Origin of the sequence: Microcella sp. (assembly GCF_033763155.1) — a bacterium.
In the GTDB taxonomy this organism is placed as follows: domain Bacteria; phylum Actinomycetota; class Actinomycetes; order Actinomycetales; family Microbacteriaceae; genus Microcella.
Genome location: NZ_JANRKZ010000011.1, coordinates 1 through 11,571 on the forward strand (window position 1 = coordinate 1; position 11,571 = coordinate 11,571).

12 protein-coding genes and 1 tRNA gene are annotated in these 11,571 nt (G+C 67.3%); 1 reads left to right on the forward strand and 12 read right to left on the reverse strand.

Annotated elements, in window-relative coordinates:
- Positions 1-136 precede the first annotated feature (136 nt).
- Both SFU54_RS00365 and SFU54_RS00370 read right to left on the reverse strand, forming a co-directional pair.
- Positions 137-910, reverse strand: a complete 774-nt coding sequence (locus SFU54_RS00365; protein ID WP_319014344.1) for an HtaA domain-containing protein — start codon at positions 908-910, stop codon at positions 137-139.
- A gap of 7 nt (positions 911-917) precedes the next feature.
- Positions 918-1,409 (reverse strand): GNAT family N-acetyltransferase, encoded by a 492-nt coding sequence (locus SFU54_RS00370; RefSeq protein WP_319014345.1) that lies wholly within the window; start codon positions 1,407-1,409, stop codon positions 918-920.
- A 55-nt stretch (positions 1,410-1,464) separates the two neighbouring features.
- Between SFU54_RS00370 and msrB the strand changes: the two genes are divergently transcribed.
- The gene (gene msrB / locus SFU54_RS00375; RefSeq protein WP_319014346.1) at positions 1,465-1,896 is read left to right on the forward strand and encodes a peptide-methionine (R)-S-oxide reductase MsrB; all 432 of its coding nucleotides are present in this window, start codon (positions 1,465-1,467) and stop codon (positions 1,894-1,896) included.
- Here the strand turns inward: msrB and SFU54_RS00380 are convergent.
- The 10 genes from SFU54_RS00380 to SFU54_RS00425 all read right to left on the reverse strand — a co-directional run.
- On the reverse strand, positions 1,877-2,899 hold the full coding sequence (locus tag SFU54_RS00380; protein ID WP_319014347.1) for a DMT family transporter: 1,023 nt from the start codon (positions 2,897-2,899) through the stop codon (positions 1,877-1,879). The genes msrB and SFU54_RS00380 overlap by 20 nt on opposite strands.
- 266 nt (positions 2,900-3,165) lie before the next feature.
- Positions 3,166-3,238: transfer RNA gene (locus SFU54_RS00385), tRNA-Thr, on the reverse strand.
- A 42-nt stretch (positions 3,239-3,280) separates the two neighbouring features.
- Positions 3,281-4,387: a septum formation family protein gene (locus SFU54_RS00390; RefSeq protein ID WP_319014348.1), complete on the reverse strand. Its 1,107-nt coding sequence runs from the start codon at positions 4,385-4,387 to the stop codon at positions 3,281-3,283.
- A 3-nt stretch (positions 4,388-4,390) separates the two neighbouring features.
- Positions 4,391-5,944: an alpha/beta hydrolase gene (locus tag SFU54_RS00395; RefSeq protein WP_319014349.1), complete on the reverse strand. Its 1,554-nt coding sequence runs from the start codon at positions 5,942-5,944 to the stop codon at positions 4,391-4,393.
- Positions 5,941-7,101 (reverse strand): DNA polymerase III subunit delta', encoded by a 1,161-nt coding sequence (locus SFU54_RS00400; protein WP_319014350.1) that lies wholly within the window; start codon positions 7,099-7,101, stop codon positions 5,941-5,943. The genes SFU54_RS00395 and SFU54_RS00400 overlap by 4 nt, the downstream gene beginning before the upstream one ends.
- Positions 7,102-7,110: 9 nt before the next feature.
- On the reverse strand, positions 7,111-7,731 hold the full coding sequence (tmk, locus tag SFU54_RS00405) for a dTMP kinase (RefSeq protein WP_319014351.1): 621 nt from the start codon (positions 7,729-7,731) through the stop codon (positions 7,111-7,113).
- Positions 7,728-10,580, reverse strand: coding sequence for a type I DNA topoisomerase (gene topA / locus SFU54_RS00410; RefSeq protein ID WP_319014352.1), 2,853 nt, complete (start codon positions 10,578-10,580; stop codon positions 7,728-7,730). Before topA ends, tmk begins: the two co-directional genes overlap by 4 nt.
- Positions 10,581-10,706: 126 nt before the next feature.
- Complete coding sequence (locus SFU54_RS00415) at positions 10,707-11,099, reverse strand: Rv3654c family TadE-like protein (RefSeq protein ID WP_319014353.1); 393 nt, start codon at positions 11,097-11,099, stop codon at positions 10,707-10,709.
- Positions 11,096-11,443 (reverse strand): TadE family type IV pilus minor pilin, encoded by a 348-nt coding sequence (locus tag SFU54_RS00420; protein ID WP_319014354.1) that lies wholly within the window; start codon positions 11,441-11,443, stop codon positions 11,096-11,098. Before SFU54_RS00420 ends, SFU54_RS00415 begins: the two co-directional genes overlap by 4 nt.
- On the reverse strand, positions 11,440-11,571 hold a 132-nt coding region (locus SFU54_RS00425), incomplete at its 5' end, for a DUF4244 domain-containing protein (RefSeq protein ID WP_319014355.1). The genes SFU54_RS00425 and SFU54_RS00420, both read right to left, overlap by 4 nt.

The window sequence follows — 11,571 nt, forward strand, 5'->3', positions numbered from 1 at the left end:
GCGATGCACTCGTCGTCGTCGGCGATCTCGAGCGACCAGGCCGCGTAGGTGCGCGAGCGTGGGGCCGCCTCGCGGGCGAAGCGCCGGTACCGTTCTGCGGTCGTGCTCACGGTGCCATCGTGCCACCGACCGGGGCTCAGGAGTCGGAGGGCGCGTCGTTCGGCTCGGCGGGTGTGGCCGGTGTCGCTCGTGACCGTCGGCGCTCGACGACCGCGATCACCGCTCCCAGCCCGACGCCCGCGGCGATAAGGCCGCCCGACACCACGAGCGGAACCTGGTCGGCCGACGCGCGCGCGTCGAGCGCCGCCGTCGCACAGGCTTCGGTCGACGCGAGCGCGAGGGTGAGCGGGTCGAAGGGCTCGCCCTCGGGGTAGGTGCCAAAAGCCTCGGCACCGTCGGCCGTGAGCGTCAGGGCGATGTTCTCGATGAGCAGCCCGTCGCTCGAGGCGCTCCACTGCGCAGCCGTGAGGTCGCCCGTGAGAAACCGCACGCCCGCCGAGTCGACCGGCACAAAGTCTTGCGTCGTGCCGCGCACGTCAACGACCACGACGAGTCGATCGGGGCTCTCGACGACGAGCCGCAGGTTCGAGAGGGTCGTGTCAAGAATGCCCTCGTGCCCCGTGAAGCGAACGGCGCCCTCAACGCCGAGCTCGCCCGCCAGCGGTTCGAGTTCGACCGAACCCGCCATCGCGTCACTGAAGAAGGCGGGCGTGGCATAGCCGATGTCGCCCTCGGTACTCCACTCGCCGTTGGCAATCGAGCCGCTGATGTAGGCGCGAAACGACTCCTTGAATCCCCATGTGAACGAGCCGGCCTCGGCCGTGCACGCTTCGGCCGGGGCGGCGGCCCCGATGACCGGCACGGGCAGTGCGAGTGCTGCAGCAGCAGCGAGAGCGAGCGCGGCGATCATGGTGCGTTCAGCGTACGGGGTCGGTCGTGGGCGTCGGCTGTGCCGCCCGATACATGCCGATGTGCGGGATGCCCGCCTCGAGATACTCATCGCCGTAAGCCTCGAAGCCCACGGCGGCGTACAACGGCTGAATGTAACTCTGCGCGTGCAAGGCCAGCGGCTCGGCTCCGTGACGCTCGATGACGTGGTTGAGCAATCGGCGCGAGAGACCCTCGCCGCGGCGGTCAGCGCGGGTGACGACGCGGCCGATCAGGCGGCGAGCATCCAGATTGCCGGGTTGTGGCTCGTCGTCGACGATGACCCGCAGGTAGGCGGCAGGCCCGCGTTCGTCGGAGATCCAGAGGTGTTCGGTCGACTCGTCGCGGTCGCGCTCGTCGAGTTCGGGCTCGTCGATGCGTTGCTCGAGAAAGAAGACCTCGGTGCGCAATTGGGCGAGCTCGAAGAACTCGTCGCGCGTCAGGTGACTCCAGGTTTTCTCGATCGGGGAAGAGTCGGGCACGCGAGCGAGTTTAATGGGGGGAGATCAACCGCCTGCGGGCGAGGAGCGAGGAATCATGGGCGAGAACCCGTCAACAAGCGGCAAGGCCTACGCGGTCGAGAAGACCGAGGAGGAGTGGCGCGCCGAGCTCGGCGAAGAGCGCTACCAGGTGTTGCGTCAGGCGGGCACCGAGCGCGCGTGGACGGGTGAGCTGCTCGACGAGAGCCGTGCCGGCATCTACACGTGCGGCGCCTGCAATGCCGAGCTGTTCGTCGCCGGCACGAAGTTCGACTCGGGCTGCGGCTGGCCGAGCTTCTACGAGTCGGTGCGCCCCGAAGCCGTTGAGCTCATCGAAGACACGTCGCTCGGCATGGTGCGCACCGAGGTGCGCTGCGCCACGTGTGGCTCGCACCTCGGCCACGTGTTCCCCGACGGCTTCGGCACCCCCACGGGCGACCGGTACTGCATGAACTCGCTCGCGCTCGACTTCACGCCTGAGGCCGAGTAGCCCCGCGACGGCGGTGTGGCCACCGGATGCTCGCCACGAGCACTCCGGTGAGCGCAAGCACCACGGCAATGGCCGTGGCGCTCGTCGACCCCGGGCCGAGCGGAGCGACCACGTCGAAGACGAGCGAAGCCGCGAGTTGCCCGGTCACGAGGCACAGGCCCAACACGAGCACGCCGATGCGCGCGACCGTCAACGTCTGAATCGCGATGAAGATCGCGCCGACCGCGCCCCCGAGGTAGAGCACGGGGTTCGTCGGCAGCGCCTCGGGCAGGCCCACGAACAGCACGTGCGTGACGGTGGCGACGAACAGGGCCGCGGATCCGACCGTGAAGTTGATCGTCGTCGCCGCGAGGGCCGACTGTGCTTCAGCCCGCACGCGACCATTGAGGCCCTGCTGGAAGGCGACGGCCACGCCCGCGGCCAGCGGAAGTGCAATGGCAGCGACGGGGAACCCGTCAGCGCCCAGCCGGGGAATCACGGCGACGGCGACCGCGCTGACGGTGAGGGCAGCTCCGACCACGCGCGCCGGGGCGACCGCGGTGCGCCGAGCCCCGGCGAATCCGGTGGCGTCGAGCGTCAAGCCCGTCACGGTCTGGCCGGTGACGATGGCGATCGTGAAGATGGCCACGCCGAGCATCCCGGCCACAAGGCTTTGCGCGAGCACGAAGTAGGCGCCCGCCAAGCCGCCCAAGAGCATCCACCAGGCGAGTCGCCCCTGTCGCACTTCGATCAGCACGCGGGCGAACCCCGCGCGGCCCCGAGGCGACAGCGCGAGCAGCACGAGCAAGATGACCCAGCCGCTGCCGAACGAGATGAGCGCCGCGGTGTAGCCGTCGTCGAGGCGTTGCCCGAGCTCGCCGTTGATGCGACTCTGCGTGGCGACGCCGACGCCCGCGACCACGGTGGCCGCGATGGCGAGCACCGTGCGTGTGCGCGTGCCCTGCTCGGGATGCGGGCTCGGGCCCGCGGCAGGTGCCGGGCTCGACAACGGTGGGGTGGTCATCGCCCCCAGCATCCCACGGGGATCGGGCTAGCCGATGCGGAGTCGCGCACCGCGCCACCCCGGACACTCTCTCCGGAGGCTTCCACAAACGCGGAATAAATCGCGTGAAACTCAGGTTCTTCCGCGTTTCTGGAAGGCTCCACAGAGTTCGACCTGCTGCGGCCGATTCAAAGTCAGGGAGCCCCGCTCGGGCAGCCTGGTGAACGGCGCCGGCCCGCGCGCCGAGCGCATCAACAGCGACCTGTGTCGCACGACTAGGAACACGGAGCCGCCTGTGGGAATCGAACCCACGACCTTCTCATTACGAGTGAGACGCTCTGCCGACTGAGCTAAGGCGGCGGACACGGCCGAGGCCGTGACACGAGGTGAAAGCTTAGCCGATCATCGGCCCGACCCGCGCACCGACCCCTCAATCTGTCCGTTCTCGTCGTAGACAATGCATACGACGTTGCGGTCCCCGGCTCCCCAACCGTTCTTGTCGGGCCAGTAGTAGGCGAAGTAGTAGTACGACGTGTCGTAGCTCATGCCGACGTACGGCTCGTATGCCTCGTAACAGCCATCTTCGGCCAACCGGAAGACTTCTTCATCGCCCGGATACGGCCCGTCGGCGAGGGGCAGGATCGCGTAGACCTCGCTGTCGTGCGACTGCGCGCAGTCAACCAGCGGAATCGTCGTGAACCGTTCGGGAAGGTTCGCGTCGTTGAGGCACATGCCGACCTCGAGCTCCCAGTAGTTGACCTCTCCTGCGGGCGCGGGCGGAGCATCAGAACCGCCCGCTTCGTCGCCGCCCGCCGTCACGAGGTTGCCCGTGAACGCGTCGATTTCGACGCTCTCGCACTCAAGAGGGTTCGCTGACGAACCAGTGAGAGCGTCAGAGCCCTCGGGAACGTCACCCAGAATCTTGCCGTGCCACGTGTCGGCACCCGGCTCGACCGTCACGGTGAAGGAGAAGTCGTCGACGCTCACCGGCCGCTCACCGACGAGAAACAGGGTGGTTGACCCCGGCGCCGCAACGGCGTGCAAGTGGCTAGCGTGACACTCGCGCAAGAGTTCATCGACGACCCACTGCCCCGAAATGTCGGCGTCGACCTCGGGCGCGGCCGCCCCATCACCCGTGACGTCACTCGGCGCCACCACTCCGCTCTCGCGATAGGCGTCGGTGGCAGCAACGATCGTCGTGCCGACACCGATTGCTGTGGCAACAGTTCCCGTCAGCACGGCAACACCGAGCGCCGTCACGGCAAGAGCGAACCCTCGCCCGCGGCGAACTGCTCGCGCAACGGCCACCACCGCGAGGGCAACCGCAATGGCGATGACCGCTGCTGCAATGAAGCCGGCAACAGCAATCGGGAGGGCGAGCAGTGCGAGTGCCAGAACCGCCACCACCAGAGCAACGACCGAGAACGGGATGCTCACCCCCACTCGCTCGCTACCCTCGGCGTGTTCCGCCGCAGGCTCGACGACGGCGCCAGGATCGACGCGCGTCATCGCTCAGCCCTGCCCACCGTCGCAGACGAGCCCGTCTTCTGGCACGGCGCCGCTGATGAAGTACTCATCGACGAGATCGTTGATGCACGGGTCGCCTTCGTCGTAGGCAATGTGACCCTCACCCACCCAGGTGAGAAGAACGCCGCTCTCGAGCTGCTCGGCCAGAGCCTCCGCCCACTGGAAGGGAGTGGCGGGGTCACCCGTCGTGCCGATCACGAGAATGGGTGCGGCTCCCGCGCCGCTCACGGGGCCGAGTTCGCCGTCGAACTGGTAGGGCCAGTTGGCGCAGACCACGTCACCGAGAAGCGAACCCTCGCCCGCGGTCGTCGGCGCGACTTCGCGAATCTGCGCGTTCTGTTCGGCGATCACATCGCGATCGGTTTCGACGGGGTAGTCGAGGCAGTTGACGGCGATGAAGGCTTCGAGCGAGTTGTCAATGTATTCGCCGTTTTCGCGGCCGTAGTAGAAGTCGGCGAGCAAGAAGCCCGTTTCAACGACCCCGGTGCGCAATTCGGTGAACATTTGCGAGAGGTACGTCCACGACCCTTCGTCATAAAGAGCCGTCGCCACGGCAATGTCGAGAACGTTCGCGTCGAAGAACCGGCCGTCGTCTGCTTCGATCGGGTTCTCGCTTAGTCGGTCGTAGAGGTCGCTAATGAGCGCGAGGCTCTCGTCGACCGAGCCCGGGAACGGGCAAGCACCCAAGTCAACGCAGCCCTCGAGGTAGGCGCGAAGCGCCAACTCGAATCCTTCGGACTGCGCGAGAACAACCTCAAACGTCGTCGTGGTCGGGTCGGTCGCGCCATCGAACACGAGACGGCCCACCTTCTCGGGGAACTGGTCGGCGTAGCGGGCGCCGATGTCGGTGCCGTAGGAGTATCCGAAGTAGTTGAGCCGGGCATCCCCCACAATCGCGCGCATCATGTCGAGATCGCGCACGGTGCTGTTGGTGTCGACAAAGCCGAGCAGCGGGCCTGTGTTCTCGGCACAGGCGTCGGCGAAGTCGACCGCGCTCGCTATGACCTCGGCCTCCCACTCGGGCGTTCCGAACTCGCTCTCGGGAATCCCGAAGATGAACTGGTCCATGTCGGCCGCATCGGTGTAGCACGTGACGGCGCTCGATCGGCCGACACCGCGAGGGTCCCAGCCAACGATGTCGAACTCGCGTTGCAAGTCGGCGCTCACGGCGAAATCGACGCTGTCACGCACGAAGTCGAAGCCCGAAGCGCCCGGGCCGCCGGGGTTGAGGAAGAGCGAGCCCTGGGGATCACCACTCGTGGCCGGGTGACGCACGAGCGCGAGCTCGATGTCGTCGCCCTCTCCCGGGTTCTCCCAGTCGAGCGGGGCGATCGCGGTGGCGCACTGCGCACCGCCCCCGCATCCGGTCCAGGTCAACACCTGGGTGTAGTAGGGCTTGAGGTTCTCAGCGACCTCTTCGCCGGTGGGAGTCGAAACGTCGCCTCCTCCAACGATGCCCTGCAGCCAGCTGGGCACACAGCCACTCAGCAGCAGCGTCGGAACGAGAATGAGCGAGACAAGAGCAGCACGTCGGGTCACGAGGCCGAGCCTAGCGCCGGCACCCTCCCGCTCGCTGAAATGAGCATCGCTTCAAGAGCGAGCACGGGAGGCGTGTTTGACTCGATGCGGCGCCGGGCGAGAGCAATGGCGTCGAGCGCCGCAAGAGACTGTTCGGCCGTGCTCGCGCGTGCGGCGTGCTCGAGCTGAGCCCTAATGGCCTCGTTGACGAGCTCAACTCCGGCGCCGAGCTGCACCATCGCGAGGTCTCGATAGAGCGACATGAGATCGACGAGCACCCGGTCGATGCCATCGCGCACCGACCGCGTGGCACGACGTTTTTGGTCTTCTTCGAGAGCCTTGAGACTCGCCCGAAGACCGGCGGGAACACTCGCCCCTGGCTCGATGCCGAGGGAGCGCAGGGCCGCCGCGCGCTCTTCTTCTTCTCGCTCGGCCGTGAACGCTTTCGCATCGTCGGTTGCGATCGCCACGAGTCGCTCTGCCGCGAGCACCGCCCCGCTCACGCTCGACACCCCGAGGGCAAGCTCGAGCGTGCGCGATCGACGATCGCGCGCGTCGGCATCGGTGGCTAGCCGCAGCGCCATGCCGATGTGGGTCTGCGATTCGCGCGCCGCGCGCTCGGCGAGCGCGGGGTCAACGCCATCGCGACGCACGAGAAGCTCGGCAACCTCAGTGACACTTGGCACGCGCAGCCGAACGGTGCGCACGCGCGAGCGGATGGTCGGAATCAGGTCGGCCGCGTTGGGCGCGCAGAGAATCCAGACCGTGCGCGGCGGCGGCTCTTCGAGCGCCTTGAGCAATACGTTCGACGTGCGCTCGGCCATGCGATCGGCGTCTTCGATGACGATGACGCGATACGGAGCAACGCTGGGCGAAAACTGGCTCTGGGCGACAAGCTGACGCACTTCATCGATCGAAATGATCACTCGGTCGGTCGCGAGCACGGCGAGGTCGGGGTGCGTGCGGGCCGCGACCTGCGCCGCCGTGCGGTGCGCCTCGGCACCCTCGGATGATCCTTGCAAGAGCGCGGTGGCGAAGGCGAACGCGAGGTTCGAGCGACCCGAGCCGGGCGGGCCCGTGATGAGCCACGAGTGGGTCATGGCGCTCGGGTCGGCAACGGCATCCCGAAGCGTCGCGATCGCTGCCTCTTGCCCGGTCAGCTCATCCCAGGCGTTCATGCCGCAACCCTAGCCGAGCAGGGCTGACACGCGATCGCGGATGCTCGCCTGCAGCTCATCGACCGGCAACGTTGCGTCGAGCACCAGAAACCGGGTGGGCTCTGCCGCGGCCAGGTCGAGGTACGCGGCGCGCACACGCTCATGAAAGTCGGATTCTTCGGCCTCAAGTCGGTCGTAGCGCGTACGGCTGGCGTCGAGCCGCTCTCGCCCGACGGCGGGGTCAAGATCGAGCAACACGGTGAGGTGAGGCAGCAGCCCTTCGGTCGCCCACAACGAGACGTCGCGCACTTCGGTGGGGTCGAGCACGCGACCGGCGCCCTGGTAGGCCACCGACGAGTCGAGGTAGCGATCTTGAATCACGATGTCACCGCGCTCGAGTGCGGGCCGCACGACCGTGGCAATGTGGTGCGCGCGATCGGCCGCGTAGAGCAGGGCTTCGGCTCGGGGGGCGATGTAGCCGCGCCGGTGCAAGATGATCTCGCGCAGCTCAAGCCCGAGATCGGTTCCGCCGGGTTCGCGCGCCTGCACCACCGTGCGCCCCTGAGCCTGAAGCCACTCGGTGAGAGCACCCATCTGAGTGCTCTTTCCCGAACCATCACCCCCCTCGAGGGTGATGAACAATCCGGTCACTGTGCCTTCTTGGGCGCCGCGGCTTTCTTCGCCGCAGGCTTCGACGCAGGAGCTTTCTTCGCGGCCGTCTTGGCGCCAGCGCCAGCAGCACGCTTGACGGGCTTCTTCGCCGGACCCTTCGCGCGCTTGTCCGCGATCAGCTGCACGGCTCGATCGAAGTCGATCTCCATGGGGTCTTCACCCCGCGGAACCGTCGCGTTCGTCTCACCGTCGGTCACATAGGGCCCGAAGCGACCGTCTTTGAGCTTGATGGGCTTGCCGCTCACAGGGTCGGCGTCGAACTCTTTGAGCGCGCTCGACGCTTTGCGCGCGCCGTATTTGGGCTCGGCGAACCTCGCGAGCGCGCCCTCAAGGTCGATCTCGAAGATCTGCGCTTCAGCGTCGAGCGAGCGCGTGTCAGTGCCCTTCTTCAAGTAGGGCCCGTAGCGGCCATTCTGCGCCGTGATCGGCTCGCCACTCTCGGGGTCGTTGCCGACCACGCGCGGCAGGCTCAACAACGCGAGCGCCGTCTCGAAGTCGATCGTGTTCGGATCCATGTCTTTGAAGAGGGATGCTGTGCGCGGCTTCTCGACAGGAGCCTTTTTCTTGGCGGGCGCCCGCTTCTTCGGCGGCTCGATGACTTCACCCGTGGCAGGGTCGACAACAGGGGCCTCGGCAGCGGCAAGCGCTGCGGCCTCCTCGGGAGTCACCTCGGGCTCGGGATCGAGCTCGGTCACGTACGGACCGAATCGGCCGTCTTTCGCGACAACCTGTTTGCCGTTCTCGGGATTGATGCCGAGCACGCGGTCGCCCACGACGGGAGCATCGACGAGCTCTTGCGCCTTGGCCGCCGTGAGTTCATCAGGGGCGAGCTCTTGCGGCAGGTTCACGCGCCGCGGCGTGGCGGCGACACCGTCGACTCCCGCCTCGGCGGCCGGGTCGGTGACCTCGAGGTACGGGCCGTACTTGCCGATGCGCAGCGTGATCGTGTCGGTGAGGGGCATCGAGTTGAGCGTCTTCGCGTCGATGTCGCCCAAGTTGTCGATGACGGGCCGCAACCCTGGCTGGTGGTCATCACCAAAGTAGAAGCCCGTTAGCCACTCGGTGCGATCGGCCTCTCCGTTCGCGATGCGGTCGAGGTCGGCTTCCATTTCGGCCGTGAAGTCGTACTCGACGAGGTCGCTGAAGTTCTCTTCGAGCAAGCGCACGACCGAGAACGCAATCCAGTTGGGCACCAGGGCCGAGCCGCGCGGCGTGACATAGCCGCGGTCAACGATCGTCGAGATGATGGCCGCATAGGTGCTCGGGCGACCGATGCCGCGCTCTTCGAGCGCCTTGACGAGGCTCGCTTCGGTGTAGCGCGCGGGCGGGCTCGTCTCGTGCCCCTTAGCCTCGACGTCGACGACGCTCAATGACTGCCCGACCGTGAGCGGCGGAAGCTTGGCTTCGGCCGGCTCGGTCTTCTCGTCGGCATCGGTCGATTCGTCGTTGCCCTCTTCATAGGCTGCGAGAAACCCACGGAAAGTGATGACGGTGCCGCTCGCCGCGAACTCAGCGATCACGCCGGCCGGGGTGGCCGATGTGGGGGTCGGCCCCGCCTGAATGCTCACCGACGCCGTCTGCCCCCGCGCATCCGCCATCTGGCTCGCGACGGTGCGCTTCCAAATGAGGTCGTAAAGCTTCCAGTCGTTGCCGCGCAACACGCCGTCGAGCTCGGTGGGGGTGCGGAACACGTCACCGGCGGGTCGCACGGCCTCGTGCGCCTCTTGCGCGTTTTTTGACTTGCTCGCGTAGACGCGCGGTTGCTCGGGAATGCTGTCGGCACCGTAGAGGGTGACGGCTTGCGAGCGCGCGGCGTCGACGGCCTGCTGCGAGAGCGTCGTCGAGTCGGTGCGCATATAGGTGATGTAGCCGTTTTCGTAGAGCGACTGCGCGATCGACATCGTCTGGCGTGCGGTGAACCGCAGCTTGCGACCGGCTTCTTGCTGCAGCGTCGACGTCGTAAATGGAGCGGCCGGGCGCCGCGTGTAGGGCTTCGACTCAACGCCCGTCACGGTGACCACAATGGCGGGGTCGCGCAACGCATCGGCGAGCGACGTCGTCAGGGCCTGGTCGAGAGCGACCGTGTCGGCACCCTTGAGCTCTCCCCGGTCGGTGAAGTCGCGCCCGGTCGCTACCTTTTTGCCGTCGAGGCGCGCGAGGCGCGCGGTGAAAGGAGTGTTGGCATCCGCCGGGGTAAGGGTTGTGTCGAGATCCCAGTAGCCCGCACTGATGAAGGCCAGACGCTCGCGCTCGCGGTCGACGACGAGTCGCGTCGCCGCCGACTGCACGCGGCCGGAACTCAGGCCTGGTCCCACCTTGCGCCACAGCACGGGGCTGACTTCGTAGCCATAGAGGCGGTCGAGGATGCGGCGGGTCTCTTGCGCGTCAACCAGGGCGGTGTCGAGCTCGCGTGTGTTATCAACGGCGCGCTGGATGGCTTCGGCCGTGATCTCGTGAAAGACCATGCGCTTGACGGGAACCTTGGGCTTGAGAACCTCAAGCAAGTGCCACGCGATGGCTTCGCCCTCGCGGTCTTCATCGGTGGCGAGCCAGAGTTCGTCGGCGTCTTTCAGTGCTCGCTTAAGGTCGGCAACTGTCTTCTTCTTCGAGTCAGAGACCACGTAATAGGGCTCGAAGCCGTTGTCGACGTCGATCGAGAACTTGCCCAACGGGCCCTTCTTGAGCTCGGCCGGAAGGTTCTTGGGTTCGACCAAGTCTCGAATGTGACCCACCGAGGCCTGCACCTCATAGTCGTCGCCGAGGTACTTGCCGATCGTCTTCGCCTTGGCGGGCGACTCGACGATGACCAGCTTCTTGCCCTGTGGCACGGTGCTCCTAACCTACGAACGTCTCTGCGGCGGGGGGATGGCATCCGCACCCCGGCCGATGCTGCAACCCGCGGCGAGCGCCGTGAGTCGCAATCAGGCACACCATACACAGGAATTTCCTGTGCGCTACCACTCGGCGTCGGGCGGGCCGGCGCGCGCCGACCGCACAACCGCCATGCCGAGGATGCCCGCCTCGACCCGAACGACCACCGTCAGCGCCTCGCTACGGCACTCGGAGAGCCGCACGGCGTGGGCCGCAGCGATCCGCTGGGCGACATCGCAGGGGTCTCCAGGTGCCCACCCCAGCAGCACGTCGGCGGCCCCGAGAGCCGCGGCGTCGGCCGCTGCCGCGACCTGTTGGCTGCGGGCGAGTCCGTGCGCGGCGGCAACCATCGTGAGGCCCGCGAGTGCGGCGACCGCTATGAGGCCGACGATCAGGATCGACCCCGCACCGCGGTCAGGTGCGCCTGGTCGTCGTCTCGCCTTCTCGGCACGCGGCGCGTGCCAGGCACCTCTCACCGGCCGCCTCCGAGCGCGCAGGACGATCCCTCAACGCGAAGGGGAACCGCGAGCACGGGCCGCTCAACAGAGACCGTCGTGCAGACGAGGTCGTCGACGAAACGCACGACAAGTCGGGCGCCCGGCACGATGATCTGCACGTGACGCTCGGCGGCAGCGGTCGACTCACCGCGGCCAAGCAATCGCGCCGCATCGGCCGCGGCGTCGTGGGCTCGCACCTGGTCTGCGGCAAGGCCCAGGGCACCGAGGCACGCGGCCAGCACCACGACCACGGCAGGCAGACCGACCGCGAGCTCGGCGGTGACCGAGCCTCGGTCGCCGCCAGCCAGAACACCGATGGTCAACCGCCGACGGTGAGGGCGGTGCGCACGAGGTCGGTCAAGATGCCGCGCACCTCATCGCTTTGCATGATGACGACGAGCAGACTCGCAAAGCCGACCGCGGCCATGGTGGCGATGGCGTATTCGGCCGT

Excerpts from the sequence above, each read along its gene's own strand:
- SFU54_RS00365 (WP_319014344.1), bottom strand. The coding sequence starts at position 910 with ATGATCGCCGCGCTCGCTCTCGCTGCTGCTGCAGCACTCGCACTGCCC.
- SFU54_RS00400 (WP_319014350.1), bottom strand. The coding sequence starts at position 7,101 with ATGAACGCCTGGGATGAGCTGACCGGGCAAGAGGCAGCGATCGCGACG.
- msrB (WP_319014346.1), top strand. The coding sequence starts at position 1,465 with ATGGGCGAGAACCCGTCAACAAGCGGCAAGGCCTACGCGGTCGAGAAG.
- SFU54_RS00380 (WP_319014347.1), bottom strand. The coding sequence starts at position 2,899 with ATGACCACCCCACCGTTGTCGAGCCCGGCACCTGCCGCGGGCCCGAGC.
- SFU54_RS00390 (WP_319014348.1), bottom strand. The coding sequence starts at position 4,387 with ATGACGCGCGTCGATCCTGGCGCCGTCGTCGAGCCTGCGGCGGAACAC.